At 47.5% G+C, this 25,338-nt stretch carries 28 protein-coding genes and 1 pseudogene; 20 read left to right on the forward strand and 9 right to left on the reverse strand.

Translation table 11 applies throughout. The features are described 5' to 3' along the window. Nucleotides 1-123: 123 nt before the first annotated feature. From bamC to O3660_RS00815, 7 genes and pseudogenes are all read left to right on the forward strand, one after another. Nucleotides 124-1,209 carry an outer membrane protein assembly factor BamC gene (bamC, locus tag O3660_RS00785; protein ID WP_371464511.1) on the forward strand — a complete coding sequence of 362 codons (1,086 nt, stop codon included), beginning with the start codon at nucleotides 124-126 and terminating at the stop codon, nucleotides 1,207-1,209. Nucleotides 1,210-1,331: 122 nt separating this feature from the next. After that, nucleotides 1,332-1,562 (forward strand): NGO_0222 family membrane protein, encoded by a 231-nt coding sequence (locus O3660_RS00790; protein ID WP_003679018.1) that lies wholly within the window; start codon nucleotides 1,332-1,334, stop codon nucleotides 1,560-1,562. Nucleotides 1,563-1,571: 9 nt separating this feature from the next. Beyond that, nucleotides 1,572-2,165, forward strand: a complete 594-nt coding sequence (gene rdgB / locus O3660_RS00795) for an RdgB/HAM1 family non-canonical purine NTP pyrophosphatase (protein WP_049358175.1) — start codon at nucleotides 1,572-1,574, stop codon at nucleotides 2,163-2,165. Between the two features lie 74 nt (nucleotides 2,166-2,239). Further along, nucleotides 2,240-2,749 carry a hypothetical protein gene (locus tag O3660_RS00800; protein ID WP_049351568.1) on the forward strand — a complete coding sequence of 170 codons (510 nt, stop codon included), beginning with the start codon at nucleotides 2,240-2,242 and terminating at the stop codon, nucleotides 2,747-2,749. 83 nt (nucleotides 2,750-2,832) lie between these two features. Continuing rightward, on the forward strand, nucleotides 2,833-3,171 hold the full coding sequence (locus O3660_RS00805) for a thioredoxin family protein (RefSeq protein ID WP_318250565.1): 339 nt from the start codon (nucleotides 2,833-2,835) through the stop codon (nucleotides 3,169-3,171). A 96-nt stretch (nucleotides 3,172-3,267) separates the two neighbouring features. Next, a complete protein-coding gene (hemW, locus tag O3660_RS00810; RefSeq protein ID WP_049351566.1) occupies nucleotides 3,268-4,443 on the forward strand; it encodes a radical SAM family heme chaperone HemW in 1,176 nt (391 codons plus the stop codon). 59 nt (nucleotides 4,444-4,502) lie between these two features. Beyond that, a pseudogene (locus tag O3660_RS00815) lies at nucleotides 4,503-4,610 on the forward strand (opacity family porin); the annotation flags it as partial. A gap of 104 nt (nucleotides 4,611-4,714) precedes the next feature. Here the strand turns inward: O3660_RS00815 and O3660_RS00820 are convergent. The 7 genes from O3660_RS00820 to ruvB form a co-directional block, all read right to left on the reverse strand. Further along, complete coding sequence (locus O3660_RS00820; RefSeq protein WP_049351565.1) at nucleotides 4,715-5,083, reverse strand: VanZ family protein; 369 nt, start codon at nucleotides 5,081-5,083, stop codon at nucleotides 4,715-4,717. Beyond that, nucleotides 5,080-5,289: a hypothetical protein gene (locus O3660_RS00825; RefSeq protein ID WP_036472378.1), complete on the reverse strand. Its 210-nt coding sequence runs from the start codon at nucleotides 5,287-5,289 to the stop codon at nucleotides 5,080-5,082. Before O3660_RS00825 ends, O3660_RS00820 begins: the two co-directional genes overlap by 4 nt. Nucleotides 5,290-5,392: 103 nt before the next feature. Continuing rightward, nucleotides 5,393-5,971: an aminoacyl-tRNA hydrolase gene (gene pth, locus O3660_RS00830; protein ID WP_049351564.1), complete on the reverse strand. Its 579-nt coding sequence runs from the start codon at nucleotides 5,969-5,971 to the stop codon at nucleotides 5,393-5,395. Between the two features lie 54 nt (nucleotides 5,972-6,025). Further along, complete coding sequence (locus O3660_RS00835) at nucleotides 6,026-6,298, reverse strand: RnfH family protein (RefSeq protein WP_049351563.1); 273 nt, start codon at nucleotides 6,296-6,298, stop codon at nucleotides 6,026-6,028. After that, a complete protein-coding gene (locus tag O3660_RS00840; protein WP_003683270.1) occupies nucleotides 6,291-6,722 on the reverse strand; it encodes a type II toxin-antitoxin system RatA family toxin in 432 nt (143 codons plus the stop codon). The genes O3660_RS00835 and O3660_RS00840 overlap by 8 nt, the downstream gene beginning before the upstream one ends. A 90-nt stretch (nucleotides 6,723-6,812) precedes the next feature. After that, nucleotides 6,813-8,720: an ATP-binding cassette domain-containing protein gene (locus O3660_RS00845; RefSeq protein WP_049329637.1), complete on the reverse strand. Its 1,908-nt coding sequence runs from the start codon at nucleotides 8,718-8,720 to the stop codon at nucleotides 6,813-6,815. 122 nt (nucleotides 8,721-8,842) lie between these two features. Further along, nucleotides 8,843-9,874, reverse strand: a complete 1,032-nt coding sequence (gene ruvB, locus O3660_RS00850) for a Holliday junction branch migration DNA helicase RuvB (RefSeq protein ID WP_003683680.1) — start codon at nucleotides 9,872-9,874, stop codon at nucleotides 8,843-8,845. 216 nt (nucleotides 9,875-10,090) lie between these two features. Here ruvB and cmk point away from each other — a divergent pair, with 216 nt between their 5' ends. The 10 genes from cmk to O3660_RS00900 all read left to right on the forward strand — a co-directional run bounded on the left by cmk (nucleotide 10,091) and on the right by O3660_RS00900 (nucleotide 19,884). After that, nucleotides 10,091-10,750 (forward strand): (d)CMP kinase, encoded by a 660-nt coding sequence (gene cmk / locus O3660_RS00855; RefSeq protein ID WP_049351562.1) that lies wholly within the window; start codon nucleotides 10,091-10,093, stop codon nucleotides 10,748-10,750. Nucleotides 10,751-10,904: 154 nt separating this feature from the next. Further along, nucleotides 10,905-12,590, forward strand: a complete 1,686-nt coding sequence (gene rpsA, locus O3660_RS00860) for a 30S ribosomal protein S1 (protein WP_152333218.1) — start codon at nucleotides 10,905-10,907, stop codon at nucleotides 12,588-12,590. 10 nt (nucleotides 12,591-12,600) lie between these two features. After that, a complete protein-coding gene (locus O3660_RS00865) occupies nucleotides 12,601-12,915 on the forward strand; it encodes an integration host factor subunit beta (RefSeq protein WP_003678992.1) in 315 nt (104 codons plus the stop codon). Nucleotides 12,916-13,175: 260 nt separating this feature from the next. Continuing rightward, nucleotides 13,176-14,312, forward strand: coding sequence for a cell division protein ZapE (gene zapE / locus O3660_RS00870; protein ID WP_049351561.1), 1,137 nt, complete (start codon nucleotides 13,176-13,178; stop codon nucleotides 14,310-14,312). 94 nt (nucleotides 14,313-14,406) lie between these two features. After that, nucleotides 14,407-14,832 (forward strand): nucleoside-diphosphate kinase, encoded by a 426-nt coding sequence (gene ndk, locus O3660_RS00875; protein WP_049329641.1) that lies wholly within the window; start codon nucleotides 14,407-14,409, stop codon nucleotides 14,830-14,832. Nucleotides 14,833-15,000: 168 nt separating this feature from the next. After that, nucleotides 15,001-16,089, forward strand: coding sequence for a 23S rRNA (adenine(2503)-C(2))-methyltransferase RlmN (gene rlmN, locus O3660_RS00880; RefSeq protein ID WP_003683577.1), 1,089 nt, complete (start codon nucleotides 15,001-15,003; stop codon nucleotides 16,087-16,089). An 8-nt stretch (nucleotides 16,090-16,097) separates the two neighbouring features. Then, the gene (gene pilW / locus O3660_RS00885) at nucleotides 16,098-16,853 is read left to right on the forward strand and encodes a type IV pilus biogenesis/stability protein PilW (RefSeq protein ID WP_049351560.1); all 756 of its coding nucleotides are present in this window, start codon (nucleotides 16,098-16,100) and stop codon (nucleotides 16,851-16,853) included. Continuing rightward, entirely contained in the window at nucleotides 16,854-17,738 is an 885-nt protein-coding gene (locus O3660_RS00890; RefSeq protein ID WP_049351559.1) for a RodZ domain-containing protein, read from the forward strand. 1 nt (nucleotide 17,739) lies between these two features. Next, the gene (gene ispG / locus O3660_RS00895) at nucleotides 17,740-19,005 is read left to right on the forward strand and encodes a flavodoxin-dependent (E)-4-hydroxy-3-methylbut-2-enyl-diphosphate synthase (protein WP_049351558.1); all 1,266 of its coding nucleotides are present in this window, start codon (nucleotides 17,740-17,742) and stop codon (nucleotides 19,003-19,005) included. A 33-nt stretch (nucleotides 19,006-19,038) separates the two neighbouring features. After that, nucleotides 19,039-19,884, forward strand: a complete 846-nt coding sequence (locus O3660_RS00900; RefSeq protein WP_049351557.1) for a DUF817 domain-containing protein — start codon at nucleotides 19,039-19,041, stop codon at nucleotides 19,882-19,884. Between the two features lie 59 nt (nucleotides 19,885-19,943). Here O3660_RS00900 and O3660_RS00905 read toward each other — a convergent pair whose 3' ends face one another. Both O3660_RS00905 and O3660_RS00910 read right to left on the reverse strand, forming a co-directional pair. Next, on the reverse strand, nucleotides 19,944-21,485 hold the full coding sequence (locus tag O3660_RS00905) for an OFA family MFS transporter (protein WP_049351556.1): 1,542 nt from the start codon (nucleotides 21,483-21,485) through the stop codon (nucleotides 19,944-19,946). Nucleotides 21,486-21,708: 223 nt separating this feature from the next. After that, nucleotides 21,709-22,290, reverse strand: coding sequence for a superoxide dismutase (locus tag O3660_RS00910; RefSeq protein WP_003683473.1), 582 nt, complete (start codon nucleotides 22,288-22,290; stop codon nucleotides 21,709-21,711). Nucleotides 22,291-22,444: 154 nt separating this feature from the next. Here O3660_RS00910 and dnaB point away from each other — a divergent pair, with 154 nt between their 5' ends. The 3 genes from dnaB to pilV all read left to right on the forward strand — a co-directional run bounded on the left by dnaB (nucleotide 22,445) and on the right by pilV (nucleotide 25,337). Then, on the forward strand, nucleotides 22,445-23,851 hold the full coding sequence (gene dnaB, locus O3660_RS00915; RefSeq protein WP_371464445.1) for a replicative DNA helicase: 1,407 nt from the start codon (nucleotides 22,445-22,447) through the stop codon (nucleotides 23,849-23,851). Between the two features lie 157 nt (nucleotides 23,852-24,008). Continuing rightward, nucleotides 24,009-24,674: a Tfp pilus assembly protein FimT/FimU gene (locus O3660_RS00920; RefSeq protein WP_049329649.1), complete on the forward strand. Its 666-nt coding sequence runs from the start codon at nucleotides 24,009-24,011 to the stop codon at nucleotides 24,672-24,674. 15 nt (nucleotides 24,675-24,689) lie between these two features. Then, nucleotides 24,690-25,337, forward strand: coding sequence for a type IV pilus modification protein PilV (gene pilV, locus O3660_RS00925; protein WP_180947862.1), 648 nt, complete (start codon nucleotides 24,690-24,692; stop codon nucleotides 25,335-25,337). Nucleotide 25,338: the final 1 nt, after the last annotated feature.

Genomic DNA, 25,338 nt, shown 5'->3' on the forward strand with positions numbered 1-25,338 from the left:
GGAAATAAGGCCGTCTGAATCCCAAACACCCTTTTCAGACGGCCTCCCTGTTAAGAACTTCATCCACAGGAAAACAAGATGACCTATATCAAACCCATCGTAGTAGCCCTCGCCCTGATTAGCATGACTGCCTGTTCCGGCAGCAAAAAAGAACAACCCAAACTCGACTATCAAAGTCAATCACACCGCTTGGTCAAACTGGAAGTACCACCTGATTTGAACAACCCAGACCAAGGCAACCTCTATCAATTACCGGCAGGCAGCGGCGCCGTCCGCGCCAGCGACTTCAACAAACGCCGCACTCAAGCCGTACAACAACCTGCCAATGCAGAAGTTTTGAAATCTGTTAAAGGCGTACGCCTTGAGCGTGATGGCAACCAACGCTGGTTGGTTGTCGATGGTAAATCGCCTCGCGAAATTTGGCCGTTGCTGAAAGTGTTCTGGCAAGAAAACGGTTTCGACATAAAATCTGAAGAACCGGCCATCGGTCAAATGGAAACCGAGTGGGCAGAAAACCGAGCCAAAATCCCTCAAGACAGCCTGCGCCGCCTGTTGGATAAAGTCGGCTTGGGTGGCATCTACTCTACTAGCGAACGCGACAAGTTCATCATCCGCATCGAACAAGGCAAAAACGGTTCGACCGACATCTTCTTCGCCCACAAAGGCATGAAAGAAGTTTATGCCGACCGTAAAAAAGACACTACGATGTGGCAGCCGGGTGAAAACGACCCTAATCTCGAAGCTGCATTCCTCGCCCGCTTTATGCAATATTTGGGCGTTGACGGCCAGCAAGCCGAACAGGCTCTGACCCAAAGCGTTGCCGCCCGCAGCAATGCTTCTGAATTGGCGCGTGTGGACAATGGCACTTTGTTGCTGGCAGGCGATTACGGCCGCAACTGGCGTCGTACCGCCCTTGCGCTTGACCGCATCGGCCTGACAGTTATCGGTCAAAATGCCGAACGCCGCGCTTTCTTGGTTCAACAAGCGCCAACCGAAGGCGAAGCAGTTGCCAATAAAAAACCGGGCCTGTTCAAACGCGTATTTGGCAAAGGCAAAGCAGAAGCGCCAAAAACTTATCCTGAAATCATCGTGTATGTTGAGCCTATCAACAATGGCGCACGCCTCCATCTGTTGAACAAAGACGGCAGCCCATACAAAGGCAGCGATGCCTCCACATTGTTGAGCCGCCTGCACACAGAATTGCGTTAATCCGTTATTCGACTTAAGGCCGTCTGAAATATTCAGACGGCCTTTTTAATGAATACGGCATGGTTTCAAATTCCCAATCTGACGTTATAATCAGAACATTTTTCCCTCTTACCCAAGTTGCCATGACCCGACAAAAAGCCTATCTGCTCCTGACCGCCCTGTTTACCCTGATGTTTATCGTACTGATTTTGTTGGGCGCTTATCTTCTGAGCATTCACAGCAAACAATTCGCCGTTGCCGCCTTTCTGTTTGCCTTTGCCGCCGTTTTTGCCCAAATCGGCAGCCTTGCCCTTTACATCCGCCACAAAGCACGCGCACAAATGGCTCGTATGCAGCAAACCGAAAACCATTAAGGAAAAACCATGTTTGAAAAAATCGTCCTTGCCAGTGGCAACGCAGGCAAACTCAAAGAATTTTCCCGCCTCTTTGCCGACTTAAACATCGAAGTCCTGCCGCAATCACAATTCAATACGCCCGAATGTCCCGAGCCGTACCATACCTTTGTTGAAAATGCCCTGGCTAAAGCACGTCATGCCGCCAAATACAGCGGTTTACCGGCACTTGCCGACGACTCCGGTATCTGCACCAATGCCTTAAACGGCGCACCCGGCATTTTCTCCGCACGTTATGCAGGCGAAAGCCCCAAATCCGATGCCGCAAACAACGCCAAACTCTCTGCCGATCTTGCCGATAAAGACGACAAAAGCTGCTACTACGTCTGCGTACTCGTCCTCGTCCGCCACGAAAATGACCCGCAGCCCATCATCGCAGAAGGCATCTGGCGCGGGCAATGGCAGGCAGAAGCCGCAGGCACCAACGGCTTCGGCTACGACCCACATTTCTATCTGGCCGAACACGGTTGCACCGCCGCCGAGCTTGATCCTGAAATCAAAAATGCTGAAAGCCACCGCGCCCAAGCATTGCGTGAATTGTTAAGAAAAATCGAAACCTTATAAATCGATAGCAGGCCGTCTGAAAACCTGAAACGTTTTTTAGATGTTCCAAATCCAACAAATAATGGAAGAAATCCATGTCCCCTAAGCAAATCTTGATTGTCGCCATCCGCTTGGTCGTTTTAATCGGTATCGTACAAACACTTGGCAGCATCGCGACCATATTCGTACAGACAGAAAGCATGTATGACAGTAAACAAATCTCATCCGTACTGATGCTCTACGGCTTGTATCTAATTGCATGGCTGCTGCTATGGTGTTTCCCTGCCGCCATTGCCAACCGCCTGTTGCCCGAACATCTGCAAACCGTACAGGAAGCCCCAAAACACCCTGCACCATGGCTGACGACCGGTATTGTATTAATAGGCATATATACTGTTTTCCAAGCTATCCCCGACCTAATTTACCAGTTCTCTCTCTATCTTTTTGTACAGTCTATTGCTATCGATACACATACATCCGTTTGGGCGGACCTCGGCGCACAAAACCAAGCCGGTATACTTACCAACATCGCGCAGCTTTTTATCGGCATTTTCCTGCTATTCGGTGCACCCAAACTCTCATCTTGGATGCGCAAAAGACTTTAACTACATAAAAACAACAGGCCGTCTGAAACCTTCAGACGGCCTATCTCACATTCATTCCCATGCCCAAGCCCACACCTGAAGAATTGGCAGCCTTTGCAAAACACGTTGCTGCCTTCATCCCAACCACACCTGACGAACTTCTGCAACTCATTGACAGTCAAGAAACTGCTATCGTCTTTTTAGGCAAACCAAGCTGTTCATACTGTCGCCGTTTTGTTGCAAAACTGTCTACCGTTTCCTTAAACAAGCAGCTTACCATCCGCTTTACAGACAGCAGCAACAAAGCAGCTTTAAAAACTTTTCGTGAACAATACGGCATCAAAACTGTTCCCGCATTACTCAATATCTCTCAAGGCAAAATAAAATCCGTCTGCAATTCCAAATTATCAGAAGAAGAAATTGAAGCATTTTTGAGCGCTTAGCCTTCGCATATTTCCTACTGATTACTTTCCCAGCCGACATTTCAGTTAAAATAACGGCCTAAAAATTTCAGACGGCCTTGAGCCTCAACACATACCATGACCCAAATCACCTTCCAACGCCCCGGCCAGCTAACCGCCCTACCTCCTTTATCACTCTATATCCACATTCCTTGGTGCATCAAAAAATGTCCATATTGCGACTTCAATTCCCACAGCCTGAAAAACGGCCTGCCGGAAGACGCCTATATCGATGCCCTATTAACCGACTTGCAGCTTGAATTGCCCAATATTTGGGGCAGACCGGTGGAAACTATATTTTTCGGCGGCGGTACACCCAGCCTGTTTCAAGCGAAATCGATTGACCGCTTGTTAAGTGGCGTGCGTTCATTAGTGCGCTTGCAACCCGAAGCGGAAATTACTTTAGAAGCCAATCCGGGCACATTTGAAATTGAGAAGTTTCAAGGGTTTAAAGACGCAGGCATTACGCGTCTGTCTATCGGTGTGCAAAGTTTTAACGACGATATGCTTGCTCGATTGGGACGCGTTCACAATGGCAAAGAAGCCCTGACAGCCATTGATACTGCATTGAAATTATTTGACAAAGTCAATATCGATTTGATGTATGCCCTGCCAAACCAAACCGTTCAGACGGCCTTAAACGATGTGCAAACCGCTATTGCAACAGGCGTATCTCATATCAGCGCATATCATCTGACAATGGAACCGAACACGCCTTTCGGTCATACGCCGCCCAAAGGATTGCCGCAAGATGAAGCAGCATTGGATATTGAAGATGCCGTACATGGCGAATTGGAAGGAGCAGGCTTTATTCACTATGAAACATCGGCTTTTGCAAAAGCTAATATGCAGTGCCGCCATAATTTGAACTACTGGCAGTTCGGCGATTACTTGGGCATAGGCGCGGGTGCACACGGCAAAATTTCCTATCCCGACCGTATCGAGCGTACCGTCCGCCGTCGTCATCCCAACGACTATCTTGCCGCCATGCAGAGCAATCCGCATGAAGCAGTCGAACGCAAAACCGTTGCTGACGAAGACCTTCCATTCGAGTTCATGATGAATGCCCTACGTCTAACCAACGGCGTACCTGCCTCAATGCTGCAGGAACGTACCGGCGTACCCACTGCAAAAATCATGGCACAAATCGAAACCGCCAGACAAAAAGGCCTGCTTGAATCAGACCCGATCGTATTCCGCCCGACAGAACAAGGCCGTTTGTTCTTAAACGACTTGTTACAGTGTTTTTTATAAGTGCTTTTTTACAACAGTTAAAACATTTTTAGATTTGCTTAATTTACGACAAGAAAATACAAAACGTTGCCTTGGATGCAGGCTATCGCTATAACCACTGGAGCAAGATCAATAACGTTAAGCTCCATTCCCACGAAGTATCTGCCGGCGTACGCGTAACATTCTAATTCTTATCATGAAGCAATCATTGCTTCAAATATCAAGTAACAAAAGGCCGTCTGAAACCTGTTTCTCAGGATTTCAGACGGCCTTTTAACTTCTTTAAATATATCTAACTTTTTGCTGTTTTTACTTTTTCTGCAAACCACAGCGCCGCAGCCGTACCTGCCATATCGGCAATGCCGTCCGCAATCGAACCTTGCCGCGTAGCAGTCAGAAATGCCTGAGCTAACTCACTTCCTACTGCAAACAATAAAGCGGCAAACAGAATGCCTTTATAGGGTATTTCCCTATTCTCTTGAATAAATATTTTTGCGCACAGCCATGCCTGACCGAAGAAAAGTCCGAAATGGCCGACTTTATCAAAATGGGGAAATGGTGGAGCGCTATTGCCGCCCTCTTTGAAAAGTAAGGCATAAATGGCGGCGGCAAACCAGATCAAGGCAGCGGCAGTAAATTTGTTTAATGGTAAGGCTTTCATTTGTCTGCCTCTTCATCCAGCCATGTTTGACAGATGTCTGCCAAGCGGACAAATTTTCCACCACGCGCCTTCAAAATATCACGCCATTGTGCCACTTCTTCTGCATCCGGGGCATCTTCAATACTGCATTCGTAAAGGCAGAAGTCTAATGTTTCGCCAACAATGCCTGGGGCTTCGGTCTGCATAAGGCTAGTCAGTTCGCTCATATTTACTGTTTCTTTGATTGGTTTATCACTAGTCAGACTGCACCGTCTGTTTTCAGGCCGTCTGAACATGATGCGCAAGGTTGCCCGTTTGATTCGGGTACGCTTACTTACTGTGTAAAAAACGTGTTGCCTCTTCCCATTCGCCATTTAACACGGCCGGCAATCCTTGCAGGGATTTGGCAATGGAATCATCAATTTGCTGTCTGTGTTCCGCCGACGGTTTATTCAACACATAACCGACAACCAGATTACGGTCGCCCGGATGATCAATACCTAAGCGCAGGCGGTAGAAATTAGGCGTACCCAAACGAGTCTGAATGTCTTTGAGGCCGTTGTGTCCGCCGTTGCCGCCGCCAAGTTTGAATTTGATACGGCCGCATGGAATATCCAGCTCGTCATGAACCACTAAGATTTCCTCCGGCTTGATTTTGTAAAATTGAGCCAAAGCGGCTACTGCCTGACCGGAGCGGTTCATAAAGGTCATGGGTTTGAGTAGCCAAACATCGCCATCAGGCGTAGTGGTGCGCGCTACTTCGCCGTAAAATTTCTTTTCGTCTTTAAAATTGACTTTCCATTTCCACGCTAGTTCGTCCAACAGCCAAAAGCCGACATTATGGCGCGTTTGTTCGTATTCTTGGCCTGGATTGCCCAAACCAACGATTAATTTAATTTTCAAGCTCATTACTGTTCTTTCAGTTTGACAGGCCGTCTGAAAAAGTTTCAGACGGCCTTTGATTTATTCTTGCCCTGCACGTTTACGTCTCGCTTCTTTAGGATCAATCAATAATGGACGATAAACCTCAATCCGATCGCCATCGCGCAATACAGTCTCGTCTTTCACTGCCTTGCCGAAAATACCCAAAGGTGCTTGCTGTAAATCCAACTCTGGGAACTCCACCTCCAATCCGCTTTTCAAGGTAGCTTCGCGTACGGTTGTACCTTCTGCAACGGTCATGCTCTTCAACACTTGCCTGTCGGCCAGTCCGTAAACAATTTCAATCTCAAGCATAGCGGCGGTCGGCCTCTTTAATAAAAGCATCCACCAGCGTGCCAGCGAGATGGCCGAACACCGGGGAAATCATGGCAGAAAGTACGGCATTGGAAAAATCGTATTCTAATCTGAATTCGACTTTACACATATCATCGCCCAAATCGATAAATTTCCAAGTGCCGCGCAAGGTTTTAAACGGCCCTTCGAGCAAATCCATGCGGATTTCCTGCCCCGGGATATTGTGGTTGTGCGTCGCAAATGACTGTTTGACGCGCATATAGTCCATAAACAGGCGCGCTTTTAGCTCATTGCCTTTGCGTTCGATGACTTCGGTCTTGCTGTACCACGGCAAAAATTTTGGATAGTCCTCAACTTTGTCCACCAGCTCAAACATTTCCTTAGCGCTATGCAGCACCAATACGTTTTTCTCGACTTTTTTCATGTTGGTTGTAGACCTTGTTTTTGAATATTCGGGGTTCAGACGGCATGATTTAGAAAAATATCTGCCCTACTTTGGGACAAAATTCCCAATTTAAACCGCTTCGCCATTTTGTTTCGCTTCCAGCCATTCCCAGCGTTCCAGTTTTTCCAAAAGCGACATCTCGATTTCTTCAGCCCTGCTTTGCAATGCACCTGCTTTTTCGTAATCTTTGAAAATTTCAGGATCGGAAAGCTGGGCATTGATTTCAGCCTGCTCGGTTTCCAAAGCGGCGATTTCATCAGGCAGGGCATCGAGTTCGCGCTGTTCTTTATAGGAAAGTTTGACTGTGCGGTTGGCTTTGGGTTTAATTTTTTCAGGTTCGGCAACCGCTTTAGGCGCAGAGGCCGTCTGAATTTTATCTTCCCGCGATTTTGCGTCAATATAGTCTTGATAGCCGCCGATGTATTCTTTCAGACGGCCTTGTCCTTCAAAAACAATGCTTTGGGTAATCACATTATCCAAGAACATACGGTCATGCGAGACAAGGAATACCGTGCCTTGATAATCACGCAGTAAGTCTTCGAGCAGCTCTTGGGTGTCGATGTCTAAGTCGTTGGTTGGTTCGTCCAAGACCAAAATATTGGCGGGACGGGTAAAGAGTTTTGCCAGCAAAAGGCGGTTGCGTTCGCCGCCTGAGAGCGATGAAACAGGACTTTGTGCGCGAGCCGGATGAAACAGGAAATCTTCCAAATAGCTCATCACATGCTTTTTCTTACCGCCGACTTCAACGTAATCATTGCCCTGTCCGAGCGTGTAAAACACAGTATCATTTTCATTCAACGCGCTGCGGAACTGGTCGAAATAGGCAACTTCCTGCTTGCTGCCGATGCGGATTCTGCCGTAGGTCGGCTGCAATTCACCCAAAATCAGCTTGAGGAAGGTGGTTTTACCGATACCGTTTGGACCGATTAAGCCGATTTTGTCGCCGCGCTGCAAAATGGCGGAGAATTTGTCCATGATGACTTTGTCGCCATAGGCAAACGAAGCGTGTTCCAATTCGGCGATGATTTTGCCACTTTTCTCGCCGCTGTCGAGCTTGAAGTTGACCTGCCCTTGTACATTGCGGCGTTCGGCGCGCTGGCGGCGCAGCTCTTCCAAACGGCGCACGCGGCCTTCATTACGGGTACGGCGCGCTTCAATGCCTTTGCGTATCCACGCTTCTTCCTGCGCGTGGAATTTGTCAAACAGGCGGTTATGTTCCGCTTCAACCGCTAATTCCTGCGCTTTTTTCTCGCTATATTTAGAGAACGAGCCGGGATAGGAGCGCAGAATGCCGCGGTCTAGTTCGACGATGCGCGTAGCGATATTATCCAAAAAACGGCGGTCGTGGGTAATCACAACCAAGCTGCCTTCAAACGCTTTAAGCAGATTTTCCAGCCAAATAATCGCGTCAATGTCCAAATGGTTGGTCGGCTCGTCCAGCAGCAATACGTCGGGCTTTTGCACCCAAGCCTGCGCCAAGGCGACGCGCTTTTTCTGACCGCCGGAAAGATTGCCGATTTTTTCGTTTTCCGGCAAACCGAGTTCCCCCAAAGTCTGCTTGACTGCCGCATCCAGTTTCCAGCCGTCCTTCGCTTCGATTTCAAGTTGCAATTCGTTGAGCTCTTTCAACAAAATCTCACTCGAACCATTTTCCAACTCATGGCCGACATGATGATAACGGCGCAATAAATCGCGAATTTCGCCCAAACCTTCGGCAACGGTATCAAATACGGTTGCGTCCTTATCAAAAAAGGATTCCTGCGGTACATAAACGATTTTGAGGTTGTTTTGAACAATAATCTGCCCATCGTCGAGCTTTTGTACGCCGGCGAGGATTTTTAAAAACGAAGACTTACCCGCACCGTTACGGCCGATTAAACCGATTTTCTCGCCGCTGTCGAGTTGAAAAGAAGTTTTGTCGAGCAAGGCGACGTGGCCGACGGCAAAAGAAGCATTTTCTACGGATAAGATATTCATGGGGAAACTTCAAAAAAGAAAAGGGAGACATTTTAACCGATTATCGGCAGATATTTGCCGACAATCATATGAAATTGAAAGTATCAGGCCGTCTGAAAGCGGTTTTCAGACGGCCTTCATTATTATTCTTGAACCTTCAAGCCGAAATGCAGATAGGCTCGTTCGGTTGCTACGCGTCCGCGCGGTGTACGTTGCAAAAAGCCCTGCTGAATCAGATAAGGCTCAATCACATCTTCGATGGTATCGGTCGATTCGCCAATTGCAGCAGCCACATTTTCCAAACCGACAGGACCACCGCTGAATTTGTGCAGAATCGCCTCAAGGAATTTCCTATCCATCACATCCAAACCTTGCCCGTCCACATCCAGCATACTCAAGGCTGCATTGGCAATTTCCGCATCAATGACGCCGTTGTTTTTCACATCGGCATAATCGCGCACACGTCGCAAAAGGCGGTTGGCAATACGTGGCGTACCGCGGCTGCGCTTGGCCACTTCCATTGCGCCCTCGTCGCCCATATCCAACTGCAACAACTGTGCAGAACGGGCAACAATAGTTGCCAAATCTTTATTCTGATAAAACTCCAATCGGGATACGATACCGAAACGGTCGCGCAACGGATTGGTCAGCATACCGGCACGGGTCGTCGCGCCTACCAATGTAAACGGCGGCAAATCGATTTTAACCGAACGCGCGGCCGGTCCTTCGCCTATCATGATGTCCAACTGATAATCTTCAAGCGCGGGATAAAGGATTTCTTCAACCACAGGACTTAAACGGTGGATTTCATCGATAAACAGCACATCATGCGGCTCGAGATTGGTCAACAAGGCTGCAAGGTCGCCGGCACGTTCCAAAACCGGGCCGCTGGTTTGGCGCAAATTAACGCCTAACTCTTTGGCGATAATGTGCGCCAAAGTAGTTTTGCCCAAACCCGGAGGGCCAAACAGCAAAGTGTGGTCAAGCGCTTCACCACGTTTTTTCGCTGCCTGAATAAAAATGGCCAACTGCTCTTTTGCTTTATCCTGCCCGATATAGTCGTCTAAAGTTTTCGGACGTAAAGCGCGTTCAAGCAATTCTTCCTGAGCGGAAATATTTTGAGCAGTGATAATGCGCTGAGGTTGTGCAGAAGTAAGATTATCAGTTTGTAACATAATGTTTCTAAATTCTAAGACCGTTCCCGACCCGTTATTTCAGACGGCCCGAACAATCAGACAAAGCGGTTAAATTATGATTTTGGCCATTATACCCGATAAGGCCGAGCCACTTTTCCCTCAAATCTAAATCACACAAAAATTTTCGCTTTCAGACGGCCAAAGCAACGTATAATAAACGGTTAATTCAAATACCTATCGCATTCAGGAGAACACATGAGCCTCAAGCAAAAAGTCATTGCCATCGACGGCCCCAGCGCATCCGGTAAAGGGACGGTTGCCTCACGCGTAGCCGAAGCCTTGGGTTTTCTTTACCTCGACTCCGGTGCGCTTTACCGCCTGACCGCACTTTACGCACAAAAACAAAATGTTGCCTGGACAGATGAAGATGCCGTCAGCACACTGGCAGAAACCTTGCCCGCACAATTTGAAGGCAGCGCCGTATTATTAAACGGCGAAGATGTATCCGAGCAAATCCGTACCGAAGCGATCGGCATGGGCGCATCTGCCGTCGCACAGTTGCCTAAAGTGCGTGCCGCCCTTTTGCAACGCCAACGCGACTTCCTAACTGAAAAAGGCTTGGTCGCCGACGGCCGCGATATCGGCTCGGTTATTTTCCCTGATGCCGCATTAAAAATTTTCCTGACCGCAAGTGCCAATGTCCGCGCCCAACGTCGTGCCAAACAACTCGGTATCCCATGCGAAGGCGTTGCATTCGAGCGTATTTTGTCGGACATTGAAGCGCGCGACGAAGCAGACCGCCGCCGCCCTATTGCTCCGTTGAAACAGCTGCCCGACGCCCTGCTTTTAGATACTAATAACCTTTCTATCGAAGAAGCTGTAAAAAAAGTGCTTGATTGGTATCATAAAGTTTAAAATTTGGAGTATAATCGCGAAGTTTTCATTTCAGACGGCCTGTTAACCCTATAACAAGGCCGTCTGAAAACATTTCCCAACCTGCCGCGCCAAGGACGGCAGGTCATTTCAAACCTAACCCGCACCCCTTGGCGGTGTACCGAAAAGAGTATATATGACTATGGAAAATTTTGCCCAGCTGCTGGAAGAAAGCTTTACCCTGCAAGAGATGAACCCAGGTGAAGTGATTACTGCCGAAGTAGTCGGCATCGATCAAAACTTCGTTACCGTTAACGCAGGTCTGAAATCAGAATCTCTGATTGATGTTGCTGAATTCAAAAACGCTCAGGGCGAGATTGAAGTTAAAGTTGGCGATTTCGTTACCGTTACCATCGAATCTGTTGAAAACGGCTTCGGCGAAACCAAACTGTCCCGCGAAAAAGCCAAACGTGCTGCCGACTGGATCGCTTTGGAAGAAGCGATGGAAAACGGCGACATCCTGTCCGGCGTTATCAATGGCAAAGTCAAAGGCGGTCTGACCGTTATGATCAACAGCATCCGCGCATTCCTGCCGGGTTCTTTGGTTGACGTACGTCCTGTAAAAGACACTTCTCACTTCGAAGGCAAAGAAATTGAATTCAAAGTGATCAAACTGGACAAAAAACGCAACAACGTTGTTGTATCCCGCCGCGCTGTTCTGGAAGCTACTTTGGGCGAAGAACGCAAAGCCTTGCTGGAAAACCTGCAAGAAGGTTCAGTTATCAAAGGTATCGTTAAAAACATCACCGATTACGGTGCATTCGTTGACTTGGGCGGCATCGACGGTCTGTTGCACATCACCGACTTAGCATGGCGCCGTGTGAAACACCCAAGCGAAGTTTTGGAAGTTGGTCAAGAAGTAGAAGCCAAAGTCCTGAAATTCGACCAAGACAAACAACGCGTTTCTCTGGGTATGAAACAACTGGGCGAAGATCCTTGGAGCGGCCTGACCCGTCGTTACCCACAAGGTACCCGCCTGTTCGGTAAAGTATCCAACCTGACCGACTACGGTGCATTCGTTGAAATCGAGCAAGGCATCGAAGGTTTGGTACACGTTTCCGAAATGGATTGGACCAACAAAAACGTACACCCAAGCAAAGTTGTTCAACTGGGTGACGAAGTTGAAGTAATGATCCTGGAAATCGACGAAGACCGCCGCCGTATCTCTTTGGGTATGAAACAATGCCAAGCCAATCCTTGGGAAGAATTTGCCGCCAACCACAATAAAGGCGACAAAATCTCCGGTGCGGTTAAATCTATCACTGACTTCGGCGTATTCGTAGGCCTGCCCGGCGGTATCGACGGTCTGGTTCACCTGTCTGACCTGTCTTGGACTGAAGCTGGCGAAGAAGCTGTACGCAAATACAAAAAAGGCGAAGAAGTTGAAGCCGTTGTATTGGCAATCGACGTTGACAAAGAGCGTATCTCTTTGGGCATCAAACAACTGGAAGGCGATCCTTTCGGTAACTTCATCAGCGTAAACGACAAAGGTTCTTTGGTTAAAGGTTCTGTGAAATCTGTTGACGCCAAAGGTGCCGTTGTTGCCCTGTCTGACGAAGTAGAAGGCTACCTGCCTGCTTCCGAATTCGCAGCTGACCGCGTTGAAGATCTGACCACCAAACTGAAAGAAGGTGATGAGGTTGAAGCCGTTATCGTAACCGTCGACCGCAAAAACCGCAGCATCCGCCTGTCTGTTAAAGCTAAAGACGCTAAAGAAAACCGCGAAGCCCTGAATTCAGTTAACGCCGCTGCAACTGCCAATGCCGGTACTACCAGCCTGGGCGACTTGCTGAAAGCCAAACTGTCCGGCGACCAAGAATAAGGTTGCAGACATGACGAAGTCTGAATTGATGGTTCGCCTCGCAGAAGTGTTTGCCGAGAAAAATGGCAACCAACTGCTGGCTAAAGATGTCGAATACAGTGTAAAAGTCTTGGTTGATACCATGACCCGCTCACTGGCTCGTGGACAACGTATCGAAATCCGCGGCTTCGGCAGCTTCGATTTGAACCACCGCCCTGCCCGTATCGGGCGCAACCCAAAAACTGGCGAACGCGTGGAAGTGCCAGAAAAGCATGTTCCTCACTTCAAACCGGGTAAAGAGTTGCGTGAGCGTGTAGACTTGGCATTGCAAGAAAGTGCTCATTAATACTTAGTAGCAAAACGCCGCAGAAATGCGGCGTTTTTTTATTTTCTCAAGAAATACCAAAGCCGGCTCTTTTCACGCATACCTTAATCGCACACTCTTTCAACTATATTTACTACAATGCTTTTGCAAAAAACGCAGGCCGTCTGAAATCATTTATAATAGACCGACTATTCTGTAATGAAAACATCATTCCAACTGCTGTCCAAACTATTGCGGATGATGTTTCAACTATCGCCAGCAAAACATAATAAAGGTTACACATGAGCAATAGAGACCAACTATTCACACCACCTCCATTTGAAAACCACAGCCCATTGACTTGGTATCAAGCTGCAGCCGAACAGCCTAACTTTATCCGCGACGAAGCCCAAGCGCGAGCCATTGAATATTTGGATCGTTTGTGGACCGAGCTGATGATGTTCAAACGCAAACGCAACCGTTTTCTCGGCCGTAGCTTGCGTTCCCCCCAAGTACCTAAAGGACTCTATTTTTATGGCGGCGTAGGACGTGGTAAAAGTTTCTTGATGGATGCTTTTTTCGGCTGTCTCCCTTATCGTCGCAAGCGTCGCGTGCATTTCCATGCCTTCATGGCCGAAATCCATCAGCGCCTTAAAGTCTTGAAAAGCGAAGCCAATCCCTTAAAAGCCGTTGCAACAGAAATTTCCAAAGAAACACGAGTTTTGTGTTTTGACGAGTTTCACGTCAGCGATATTGCCGATGCCATGATTTTGGGTCGCTTGCTGGAAAACCTGTTGAGTGAAGGTGTCGTCTTGGTAGCCACTTCCAACTACGCCCCATCCGAACTCTATCCTCAAGGCCAAAACCGCAGTAGCTTTCTGCCAACCATCGCTCTTATCGAGTCCAACCTGACTGTTTTAAATGTGGATGGCGGCGAAGATTACCGCTTGCGTACGTTGCGTCCTGCCGAAATTTTCTTTGTCCCCAATAATGAAGAAAACGAGCAAAAACTGGCTGCTTTATTTAAAGAAATGAGCGGAATCTCTGAATTAAACCCAGGCATCAGCATTATTCATGGACGGGAAATTCCTCATAAAGCCCAGTCAGAACGCGCCATCTGGTTTGATTTCCGCGCATTATGTTTTGGCCCTCGCTCACAAGCTGACTATTTGTATTTAGCCGAACATTACGAGATGGTTTTCCTTTCAGGATTAGAACGCCTAACCCCTCAAGAAAAAGCAGAAGCACGCCGTCTGACATGGTTAATTGACGTTTTATACGATTTCCGTGTGAAGCTGTGCGCTACCAGCGCAGTTAGCGTAAATGATATTTACGTCGAAGGCGATTTTGCAGAAGAATTTACCCGTACAGCCAGCCGTATGATCGAAATGCAATCTGAAGTCTATTTGGAACAACCGCACCTGACTTTAAGCAAATAATGCCTTTCCCAAAAAGGGGCGAAATTTGGTAGAATACACTTCCCTCGCCTCTTGGCTACGACAACTTATCTTTCAATAAAAACAAGGACATAACATGGCCATAGAACGTACGATTTCCATCATCAAACCCAATGCAGTAGAAAAAAACGTCATCGGCAAGATTTACAGCCGCTTTGAAGAAAACGGCTTGCGCATTATTGCGGCAAAAATGAAACATCTCTCTGAGCGTGAAGCAAAAGAATTTTATGCCGTACACAAAGACCGCCCTTTTTATGAAGACTTGGTTAAATTCATGACTCGCAATCCTGTCATGATTCAAGTATTAGAAGGTGAAAACGCCGTTGCCAAAAATCGTGAATTGATGGGCGCAACCAATCCAGCCGATGCAGCTCCTGGCACAATCCGTGCCGACTTTGCAGAATCTGTCAGTGTTAATGCCGTACATGGTTCTGACAGTGTTGAAAATGCTGCAATTGAAATTGCTTACTTCTTCAGCCAAAGCGAAATCTGCCCACGCTAAGAATAAAAGCCTGTAGCCGCTTTACGGCCGTCCGATTTATATCGGACGGCAAAACTGCTTTGTATGTCCTACAAATTAAAGGCCGTCTGAAAATCCAAAGGCTATTAAAGCAAAGCTGCCCAATAAGCCCCTTTGCTTTAAAAGCTTTACTGAGAAACATAAAAATACATGAAAACCAATCTACTGAATTATGATTTAAACGGACTGACGCAACACTTTGCCGAAATGGGCGAAAAGCCTTTTCGTGCCAAGCAGGTAATGCGTTGGATGCATCAAGCCGGTGCACAAAACTTTGAAGAAATGACTGACTTGGCCAAATCATTGCGTGCCAAGTTAAATGAACAAGCCACAATCGAAGTGCCTAAATTAATGATGGCACAAGAATCTACTGATGGCACACGCAAATGGTTGCTGGATGTCGGCACGGGCAACGGTGTAGAAACCGTCTTCATTCCCGAAGCCGAACGCGGAACTTTGTGCATCTCTTCCCAAGTAGGTTGCGCATTGGAATGCACCTTCTGCTCTACCGGACGACAAGGTTTCAACCGCAACCTGACTGCCGCTGAAATCATCGGCCAGCTTTGGTGGGCCAATAAAGCCATGGGCGTTACCCCTAAAAATGAACGCGTTATCTCCAACGTGGTGATGATGGGTATGGGCGAGCCCATGGCAAACTTTGATAATGTTGTTACCGCTTTGAGCATTATGCTGGATGATCACGGCTACGGCTTAAGCCGCCGTCGCGTAACCGTTTCCACTTCGGGTATGGTTCCACAAATGGACAGACTGCGTGATGCAATGCCTGTTGCTTTGGCCGTGTCTTTACACGCATCCAACGATGAAGTGCGCGATCAGATTGTTCCACTCAATAAAAAATACCCGCTTAAAGAATTGATGGCGGCCTGTCAACGTTATTTGGTCAAAGCCCCCCGCGACTTTATTACCTTTGAATACGTTATGCTCGACGGCATCAACGATAAAGCACAACATGCGCGTGAATTGATTGAATTGGTTAAAGATGTACCATGCAAATTCAATCTGATTCCGTTCAATCCTTTCCCAAATTCCGGCTACGAACGTTCTACCAATGAAAATATCCGTGTCTTCCGCGATATTCTGCAACAAGCCGGCTTTGTCGTTACTGTCCGCAAAACCCGCGGCGACGACATTGACGCTGCTTGCGGACAACTGGCCGGACAAGTACAAGATAAAACACGCCGCCAACAAAAATGGCAACAGATTTTGGTCGAACAATAAGGTTAATTATGAAAATCAAGTTCGGATTCGCTTTACTTACCGCACTGACTCTTTCAGCCTGCGCTTCCTCTTCCGGTCCAAGCCCTAAAGAACGTGCCATTCAAGTTTCTAATATCAAAACCCAACTGGCTGTAGAATATATGCGCGGCCAAAACTACCGCCAAGCTACTGAAAGTATCGAAGAGGCGCTTAAGTTCAATTCAAAAAATGACCTTGCTTGGTTGGTACGCGCCGAGATTTATCAGTATTTGAAAGTCAAGGACAAAGCTCAGGAAAGCTTTCTTAAAGCATTGTCTTTAAAACCTGATAGCGCGGAAGTCAACAACAACTACGGCTGGTTCTTGTGCAATCAAATGAATGCACCAGCCGATTCTTTGGCTTATTTTGACAAAGCACTGGCCGACCCAACCTACCCAAGCCCCTTTATTGCCAACATGAATAAAGGCATTTGCAGTGCAAGGTTAGGCCAATACTCTTTAGCGCAAGCCTATTTGGAAAGATCTTTAGCAGCGAATCCACAATTTTTCCCTGCTTTCAAAGAACTTGCCCGAACCAAAATGATGGCAGGCAATCTGAACGATGCCGACTATTATTTCCGCCAATACCAAAGCAAAGTTGAGGTCCTGCAGGCTGACGATTTGCTCTTAGGCTGGCGTTTGGCTACTGCTTTGGGCAATAAACACGCCGCATACGAATACGAAGCCCAACTTAGGGCAAACTTCCCTTATTCAGACGAACTACAAACTGTCACAACGGGCCACTAAATGGAAAATAACGATAAAATTAGCTACGACACACAAGCCGCCAAAACATTGGGGGATGAATTACGCACACACAGAACTGATGCCAAAATCGATATTCAAGATGTTGCTTCACGTTTGAAACTGTCTGCCGAACAAATTGATGCTTTGGAAAAAGGGGAATATTCAGGCTTTCCCGGTTTAGTCTTTGTTTCAGGCTATCTGCGTTCGTATGCACGATTTCTGAAAATCGACGAACAAACCATCGCCAAACATTTGCTCTCCATTACTCCGCAACTTGAAGACCATGTATACGCGGTAACACGCAGTGCCAACACCAGCTTAAGCTATCAAGACACTGAAAAGCAAGGCTTCCCAAAATGGATATTGGGGATAGCCGCACTGGCTTTGGCTGTAGGCGGCGTTTACTTTTGGCAAAGCAAATCCAGTTTTGAAAACGAACAGGCAAATATTCAAAACAGCAAAGATGTTGCTGATACGATGAAAACGCCCGCCTTAAAAACGGATAATGTTGCCGTTAGCGAAATGACGGAAGACGGCAAAAAAGAAATTACCAATAAGCCTGAAGTGGCTAATGATCAAGCTGCTTCTGAGGCTTCTGCCGTAGCACAAGAAGAGAAACCTGCCGTCAAAGTCGAGAAAGACGAACTTTGGATTAAAGTCCAATACCGAAGCAATCTGATTATTACAGACAAAGATGGAAAAGTAGTATTCAGCCGTATCGTTCCTGCCGGAAGCGAACAACGTCTGAGAGGCGGCGCACCCTACAATGTTTGGATCGGTATTGCAGCCGGCTCGGAAGCCAATTACGGTGGCACACCTATCGAACCTTTGAAATACCGTGTTGCCGGTGAAAAATCCGCCTCTTTTGTTGCAGGAAAAAACTAAAATGACCACACCTAAACGCCGTCAGACACATCAAGTCAAAATTGACCACCTCATTATCGGCTCCGATGCGCCCGTTCTTGTTCAATCCATGACCAATACGGATACGGCAGATGCCGCAGCAACTGCCCAACAGGTCAAAGAATTGAGCGATGCCGGCTCGGAAATGGTCCGCATCACGGTCAATACTCCTGAAGCTGCTTCCAAAGTAGCCGAAATCCGCAGCCGCTTAGACGATATGGGCTACACCACGCCTTTAATTGGTGATTTCCATTTTAATGGCGAACGCTTATTGGCTGAATTTCCAGAGTGCGGCAAAGCTTTGGCCAAATATCGGATTAACCCGGGCAATGTCGGCAAAGGTGCAAAAGGCGATGAAAAATTTGCCTTTATGATCCGTACTGCCGCAGAAAACAATAAAGCCGTACGCATCGGTGTGAACTGGGGTTCGCTTGATCAAAGCCTTGCCAAGCGCATGATGGATGCCAACTTAGCTTCTGCCACACCAAAACCGCCTGAAGAAATCATGAAAGAGGCTTTGATTGTTTCGGCGCTGGAATCGGCAGAAAAAGCCGTGGCTTTAGGCTTGCCTGAAGACAAAATCATTTTGTCGTGCAAGGTCAGCGCCGTACAAGACTTGATTCAGGTTTACCGCGAATTAGGTAGTCGTTGCCGTTACCCGCTCCATCTCGGTCTGACTGAGGCAGGTATGGGTAGCAAGGGCATTGTGGCTTCCACCGCAGCTCTGTCCGTATTATTGCAAGAAGGTATCGGCGACACCATTCGAATTTCCCTTACGCCCGAACCCGGCTCCCCCCGCACACAAGAAGTCATTGTCGGTCAGGAAATCCTGCAAACCATGGGCTTGCGCTCCTTTACGCCAATGGTTACAGCCTGCCCGGGTTGCGGCCGTACCACCAGTACCGTATTCCAAGAGTTGGCTCAAGATGTACAAAACTATTTACGCCAGAAAATGGCTGTTTGGCGCACTGAATATCCAGGCGTTGAATCATTAAACGTCGCTGTAATGGGTTGCGTGGTAAATGGTCCGGGCGAAAGCAAGCTTGCCGATATCGGTATCAGCCTGCCCGGTACAGGCGAAACACCGGTTGCGCCGGTTTATGTAGACGGCGAGCGGAAAGTCACCCTCAAAGGCGACAATATCGCTGCTGAGTTTTTACAAATCGTTGAAGATTATGTCAAAACCAACTACTGCGAGGGTGGCGCAAAACGTAAGCAAAACCGCGTCATTCCGATTCAATCTGCCTAAAACATTTTTAAGATTAAGAGGCCGTCTGAAAATATGTTGGGCAAACTGGATACTTGGCTGACTGAGCATCCCAAACGCAAGGATTTGCATGGTTGGCGACGCTTTATCGTTGAATTTTGGTTTTTCGGTTTGAAAGAAGCACAAGCCTGCTTATTTGCAGGCTTGTTTTTCATTGCCATGTTCCTCGTTCCGAAAACAGGCTGGTTGGGGATTTCACGCTACGACCTGCTGCTGATTTTTGCCATCTCCGTACAAGCAGCCATGCTGTATTTCAAGCTGGAAACTTGGGATGAAGTGAAATCGATTACGCTGTTTCACTTGGTGGGCTTTGCTTTAGAGTGGTTCAAGACATCAGGCGATATCCAGTCTTGGAGCTATCCTGATGAGGCTTATACCAAAATTGGCGGCGTACCGCTGTTTGCAGGCTTTATGTATGCCGCAGTCGGCAGCTATATCATTCAAGCATGGCGGCTGTTTGACCTCAAAATCAAAAGCCATCCGCCGTATTGGTTGGGCACTTTGTGCGCACTGGCGATTTATATCAATTTTTTCACCCATCACTATATCGGCGACTATCGCTGGTATCTCGCTGCTTTTGCTCTCGGCCTATACGCCCGGACAACGGTCTTATACACGCCCTATGACACCACTCGTAGAATGCCGCTCCTGCTCGCTTTCGTCCTGATCGGATTTTTTATTTGGCTGGCGGAAAATTTGGGAACCCTATTCGGCGTTTGGCGCTATCCAAACCAAATCGGCGCATGGGCATCAGTACACATCAGCAAATGGAGTTCATGGGCTTTACTGGTGATGATGACTTTTACCATCGTTGCGAATTTAAAACACATCAAACATACCATTAGCGTATCAAAAGATTAATTGTTCAACATGTAAAAAAGGCCGTCTGAAAATTTCAGACGGCCTTTAATTTTCAACAATCAATTAAACAAACTTAAGGCTTTAACAAACACCATAATGACACCATAGCACAAAGGGATACAGACCAAAGCCCAGCGCCACCATACGCCGATACCGCCCACTGATACTTTCTTGCTGATCAGATAGGCATCGGATACAGCGGTTTCATCATCGGGGTTGCCGCTATGTGCCGCGACCTTAATATCTTTTTCGTGATGCTTTTCATGAACCGAACGGACACTCAAATTACACAGCAAACCGACAATCAACAAACCTGCCATGATGTACATGGTAATGCTATAAGCCTCGGCAGCCGGAACGCCGCTTTCAATTTGGCTTTGGCGGATATAGTTGACCAACACCGGGCCGATAACGGCCGCAGTTGACCATGCCAGCAAAATCCTGCCGTGGATTGCACCAACTTGATAAGTGCCGAACAAATCCTTCAAATACGCCGGAATCGCTGCGAAACCGCCACCATACATGGAAATGATGACGCAAAACCCAATAACAAACAAAGCCTTGTTACCGCTCTCGCCAATAGACGGAATGGCAAAATACAACAGCGAGCCGAGCACAAAGAAAATAGTATAAGTATTTTTACGCCCAATTTTGTCGGACACGCTGGACCACAAAAAGCGGCCGCCCATATTAAACAGACTCAACAGGCTCACAAAACCTGCCGCCGCACCCGCACCAATGGCAGCCTGTTTACCGACAGAAGTTTCAGAAAACAGCTCCTGAATCATGACAGAAGCCTGACCCAAAACGCCGATACCCGCCGTCACGTTCAGACATAACACCCAAAACAAGAGCCAAAATTGTGGTGTCTTCATGGCTTCGGAAACATTGACGTGATTGCTGCTGACCAATTTGCTTTTGATTTTCGGCGCAACATAACCTTTAGGTTTCCAGCCATCGGCAGGTATGCGGATGGTAAACGCACCGAACATCATCAACACCAGATAGAACAACCCTAAGACGACAAAAGCCTGCGCTACGCCAACCGAAGTTTCACTGGAGAAGAAATTCATCAGCGACACGGATAAAGGCGAAGCCAACATCGCGCCGCCACCAAAGCCCATAATCGCCAAACCTGTCGCCATACCCGGTTTATCGGGAAACCATTTCATCAGTGTCGATACTGGCCCGATATAGCCCAAGCCCAAACCAACCCCGCCAATCACACCGTTGCCCAAATAAAGCAAAAACAGATTATGCGTATGGACGCCGATCGCCGACACAAAAAAGCCCAAGCTGAAGCAGCAGGCAGCAACAAACATCGCCTTACGCGGACCAACGCGCTCCATCCAAGTACCGAACATAGCGGCAGACGCGCCCAACATCGCCAAGGCAATGCTGAAAATCCAACCAACCGTGGTCAGCTTCCAATCTCCTGCAGCCGACTCAGTAATACCGATAAGCTTGGTAAGCGGCGCATTGAACACGGAATAAGCGTATATCTGCCCGATGGCAAGATGCACGGCCAAAGCGGCAGGCGGTACCAGCCAACGATTAAAGCCGGGTTTGGCAATGGTCGCCTCACGGTCTAGAAATTTCATAAAATCCTCTTGTCTATGTGTTTCAAACGCTGATTCCATATCATGCGGAATCAAAAAATTGTTGACAATATTTTAGCATAATCTCCCCTTTATCCTTTTTTTTGCTCCATGATAATTTTGCGCATCAGACAGAAAAAACATTCATCTAAACCATCTCTTCACACCAATATTGACAAAAAGGCCGTCTGAAAATTTTTCAGACGGCCTTTTCATCCATATCGTTTTATGCGGCGAAACGTTTGGCAACTTCATCCCAGTTAACGATTTCCCAGAAACCTTTCAGGTAGTTAGGACGGCTGTTGCGGTAGTCGATGTAGTAGGCGTGTTCCCATACGTCGCAAGTCAACAGCGGAGTGTTTTCAGTAGTCAGCGGAGTACCTGCATTAGAAGTAGAAACCAGATCCAATTCACCGGCAGGCGTTTTCACCAACCATGCCCAACCTGATCCGAAAGTACCGGCCGCGCAGGCATTGAACGCTTCTTGGAATTTCTCGAAGCTGCCCCATTTGGCGTCGATGGCTGCAGCCAATTCGCCGGCAGGTTTGCCTTGGCCTTTAGGGGTAAAGCCCAGCCAGTAGAAAGTGTGGTTCCAAGTTTGGGCAGCGTTGTTGAACATACCGCCGGAAGATTTTTTCACGATTTCTTCCAAAGGCATTTCTTCAAACTCAGTGCCTTTAATTTGATTGTTCAAATTGGTGATGTAGGTTTGATGGTGTTTGCCGTAGTGGAACTCCAAAGTTTCTTTGGTCAGATGAGGGGACAACGCATCCAGTTCATAAGGCAATTGTGGCAGCTTGTGTTCCATTTTTATGCTCCTAATTCTTGATATTTATATTTTGGTAGTGTGTGTTGTCAAATCGACAACATTACTATTTTACCTGCTTTAGCCTAAACAAACCAATTGAACTTACACTGCGCTATAATAGTGGATTGCAATTTCCCAGCCAGAGATGCCCGTCATGAGCAATTATTCCGATATGCCGTCTGAAGACCGTGAAATCAGCGCATTGTCACTGCCGCCACATTCCACAGAAGCGGAGCAATCCGTATTGGGCGGCCTGATGCTGGAAAATTCTGCTTGGGACCGTATTGCCGATGTCGTTTCCGGCGAGGATTTCTACCGCCACGAACACCGCCTGATTTTTCGTACGATTGCCAATCTGATTAATGAAAGCCGTCCTGCCGACGTCATTACCGTCCAAGAAAGTTTGGAACGCAATGAAGAATTGGAAGCGGCAGGCGGATTCAACTATCTGATTACGCTGGCGCAAAATACGCCATCTGCTGCCAATATCCGCCGCTACGCCGAAATCGTGCGCGAACGTTCCATCATGCGCCAGCTTGCCGAAGTCGGCACGGAAATTGCACGCAGCGCATACAATCCGCAAGGGCGCGATGCAGGCCAGCTTTTGGACGAGGCAGAAAACAAAGTATTCCAAATCGCCGAAAGCACCGCCAAATCCAAACAAGGCTTCCTTGAGATGCCCGACCTTCTGAAAGAAGTGGTCGAGCGCATCGATATGCTTTATTCGCGCGACAATCCTGATGAAGTAACCGGCATATCGACAGGTTTTATCGACCTCGACAAAAAAACATCAGGTCTTCAACCAGGCGATTTGATCATCGTCGCAGGTCGTCCGTCCATGGGTAAAACCGCCTTTTCGATCAATATTGCGGAACACGTTGCCGTAGAAAACAAATTGCCTGTCGCCGTATTCTCTATGGAGATGGGCGGTGCGCAGTTGGTCATGCGTATGCTGGGTTCAGTCGGACGTTTGGATCAAAGCGTTTTAAAAACCGGCAGATTACAAGACGAACACTGGGGCCGTCTGAACGAAGCGGTCGTTAAACTCTCCGATGCACCCATGTATATCGATGAAACGCCGGGTTTGACTGCGATCGAACTCCGCGCCCGCGCCCGTCGTCTTGCACGCCAGTTCAACGGCAAATTGGGGTTGATCGTTATCGACTACCTGCAATTGATGTCAGGTTCTGGTCGCTCTGACAACCGTGCTTCCGAGCTTGGCGAAATTTCGCGCTCCCTCAAAGCATTGGCTAAAGAATTGCAAGTTCCCGTCATTGCCCTGTCGCAGTTGAGCCGTACAGTTGAGCAGCGTACCGACAAACGCCCGATGATGTCCGACTTGCGTGAGTCCGGCGCAATCGAACAAGATGCCGACTTGATTATGTTCATGTATCGCGACGAATACTACAACTCAGATTCACCCGTAAAAGGCTTGGCGGAATGTATTATCGGCAAACACCGTAACGGTCCCGTTGGGAAAGTATTCCTCACTTGGATGGGTCAATTTACCAAATTTGATAATGCTGCCTATATTCCAGAATCCATGTTGATGGAAGATTGAGACAGATTGTCCGAAAAACTAACCGAATTTCATATTTCATTAGTCACGCATTACAAAATCGTTTAGAATAAATCTAATAAAAGCAAAAGCATTGCCACAGGCAAGTGCAAAAGAGAAAACGTCAGTTACCCAACACATTACTACTAAAAAATCACTCATGTATCAGACACAAAAAGGCTTCACCCTAATTGAGTTGCTGATCGTCATTACTATTGCAGCAGTAATGGCAGTCATCGCACTTCCCAATATGAATCAATGGATTGCCTCCAGACGTGCGGCATCGCAAGCAGAGCAAATTGCAAATCTGCTGCGCTTCGCGCGTAATGAGGCCGTCCGTCTCAATCTTCCCGTTTACATCTGCCCGGTCAAAATCAAATCCGATGGCTCACCCAATAATGGTTGCGATTCCAAATATGCCGGTAATGGTATGTTGGCCTACGCTGATAAAAACGAAGACTTACGCTATCAAAACGACACAGTTGATTTATCCATCCGCTCCATTATCCTTAATGGAGATACCGACAAAGTGGAATGCAGCTTCAACTATATCCCTATCGGCAATGACCGTTCTGCCCTCTCGGCCTCAGCTTCAAAAGAAGTCTGGTGGAGATTTCTTCCCAATGGTACATTTGGTCATTCAACTGATGGCAAAAATTATCAATTTTCAGACGGCCACATCAAAATCAGCCTAACGGATAAATCTGCTGCCGATGCTGAAACCAAGAAAGCCCGTGCTACCGTACTTTTAATCAATGGCAATGGGCATGTCGAAATCTGTGCTAAAAACGATGAGCGCAAAATATGCGAATACACTTCCAAATAATAACAACGGTATCTTATGAACATTACTAATCCTACTCATCTCAGATCATTTAAAGGCCGTCTGAAAACAAGCTCAACAAGCTTTACTCCAAAACTTCAATCAGGTATGACCCTGATTGAAGTTTTGATCGCCATGTTTGTCCTTGCAATCGGTGTGCTTGCCCTTCTGGCTGTTCAATTGCGTACCGTATCCAGCGTGCGCGAGTCTGAAAATCAAACCACAGTCGCCCAAATTACACAAAATCTAATTGAAGGCATGCTCATTAATCCGACGCTCTCTGAAGAAACCGATACTGCAGGGGAAAAAACCTCCCGTTATAAAAAATCCTATGATGCCTACCTAAAATCCGACTCTAAACAAACTGCAAAATTTGAAGCCAAAATGAGCAAAGCCCAACTTGCACAGGCTCAAATTGCACAGTTTAAAGCTGATTTAGCCAAAGCCCTTCCCGAAGCCCAAGTCTTCTCGACCATCTGCAAAGATTCTTCCGGTGCAGAGCCGACTTACGAAAATGGGTTTAACGCAAAATGCGATGGCAAAGGCGACACGACCATCGTGAAAGTTTTATGGTTGCAAGATGTCGAAGAAGAAAATAGCGCAAAAAATCTCAATACATCGGGGCATCACGTTGTCTATACCTACCAATCACGCGTAAGAGACTAAC

This window comes from Neisseria sp. 27098_8_139 (genome assembly GCF_041433195.1).
In the GTDB taxonomy this organism is placed as follows: domain Bacteria; phylum Pseudomonadota; class Gammaproteobacteria; order Burkholderiales; family Neisseriaceae; genus Neisseria; species Neisseria subflava.

Excerpts from the sequence above, each read along its gene's own strand:
- pilW (WP_049351560.1), top strand. The coding sequence starts at position 16,098 with ATGAAAATCAAGTTCGGATTCGCTTTACTTACCGCACTGACTCTTTCA.
- O3660_RS00920 (WP_049329649.1), top strand. The coding sequence starts at position 24,009 with ATGTATCAGACACAAAAAGGCTTCACCCTAATTGAGTTGCTGATCGTC.
- hemW (WP_049351566.1), top strand. The coding sequence starts at position 3,268 with ATGACCCAAATCACCTTCCAACGCCCCGGCCAGCTAACCGCCCTACCT.
- rlmN (WP_003683577.1), top strand. The coding sequence starts at position 15,001 with ATGAAAACCAATCTACTGAATTATGATTTAAACGGACTGACGCAACAC.
- O3660_RS00900 (WP_049351557.1), top strand. The coding sequence starts at position 19,039 with ATGTTGGGCAAACTGGATACTTGGCTGACTGAGCATCCCAAACGCAAG.
- O3660_RS00840 (WP_003683270.1), bottom strand. The coding sequence starts at position 6,722 with ATGAAAAAAGTCGAGAAAAACGTATTGGTGCTGCATAGCGCTAAGGAA.
- pilV (WP_180947862.1), top strand. The coding sequence starts at position 24,690 with ATGAACATTACTAATCCTACTCATCTCAGATCATTTAAAGGCCGTCTG.
- O3660_RS00845 (WP_049329637.1), bottom strand. The coding sequence starts at position 8,720 with ATGAATATCTTATCCGTAGAAAATGCTTCTTTTGCCGTCGGCCACGTC.
- rdgB (WP_049358175.1), top strand. The coding sequence starts at position 1,572 with ATGTTTGAAAAAATCGTCCTTGCCAGTGGCAACGCAGGCAAACTCAAA.
- cmk (WP_049351562.1), top strand. The coding sequence starts at position 10,091 with ATGAGCCTCAAGCAAAAAGTCATTGCCATCGACGGCCCCAGCGCATCC.
- O3660_RS00820 (WP_049351565.1), bottom strand. The coding sequence starts at position 5,083 with ATGAAAGCCTTACCATTAAACAAATTTACTGCCGCTGCCTTGATCTGG.
- dnaB (WP_371464445.1), top strand. The coding sequence starts at position 22,445 with ATGAGCAATTATTCCGATATGCCGTCTGAAGACCGTGAAATCAGCGCA.
- rpsA (WP_152333218.1), top strand. The coding sequence starts at position 10,905 with ATGACTATGGAAAATTTTGCCCAGCTGCTGGAAGAAAGCTTTACCCTG.
- O3660_RS00865 (WP_003678992.1), top strand. The coding sequence starts at position 12,601 with ATGACGAAGTCTGAATTGATGGTTCGCCTCGCAGAAGTGTTTGCCGAG.
- zapE (WP_049351561.1), top strand. The coding sequence starts at position 13,176 with ATGAGCAATAGAGACCAACTATTCACACCACCTCCATTTGAAAACCAC.
- O3660_RS00790 (WP_003679018.1), top strand. The coding sequence starts at position 1,332 with ATGACCCGACAAAAAGCCTATCTGCTCCTGACCGCCCTGTTTACCCTG.
- pth (WP_049351564.1), bottom strand. The coding sequence starts at position 5,971 with ATGAGCTTGAAAATTAAATTAATCGTTGGTTTGGGCAATCCAGGCCAA.
- O3660_RS00825 (WP_036472378.1), bottom strand. The coding sequence starts at position 5,289 with ATGAGCGAACTGACTAGCCTTATGCAGACCGAAGCCCCAGGCATTGTT.
- ruvB (WP_003683680.1), bottom strand. The coding sequence starts at position 9,874 with ATGTTACAAACTGATAATCTTACTTCTGCACAACCTCAGCGCATTATC.
- O3660_RS00890 (WP_049351559.1), top strand. The coding sequence starts at position 16,854 with ATGGAAAATAACGATAAAATTAGCTACGACACACAAGCCGCCAAAACA.
- ispG (WP_049351558.1), top strand. The coding sequence starts at position 17,740 with ATGACCACACCTAAACGCCGTCAGACACATCAAGTCAAAATTGACCAC.
- O3660_RS00835 (WP_049351563.1), bottom strand. The coding sequence starts at position 6,298 with ATGCTTGAGATTGAAATTGTTTACGGACTGGCCGACAGGCAAGTGTTG.
- O3660_RS00800 (WP_049351568.1), top strand. The coding sequence starts at position 2,240 with ATGTCCCCTAAGCAAATCTTGATTGTCGCCATCCGCTTGGTCGTTTTA.
- ndk (WP_049329641.1), top strand. The coding sequence starts at position 14,407 with ATGGCCATAGAACGTACGATTTCCATCATCAAACCCAATGCAGTAGAA.
- O3660_RS00910 (WP_003683473.1), bottom strand. The coding sequence starts at position 22,290 with ATGGAACACAAGCTGCCACAATTGCCTTATGAACTGGATGCGTTGTCC.
- O3660_RS00905 (WP_049351556.1), bottom strand. The coding sequence starts at position 21,485 with ATGAAATTTCTAGACCGTGAGGCGACCATTGCCAAACCCGGCTTTAAT.
- bamC (WP_371464511.1), top strand. The coding sequence starts at position 124 with ATGACTGCCTGTTCCGGCAGCAAAAAAGAACAACCCAAACTCGACTAT.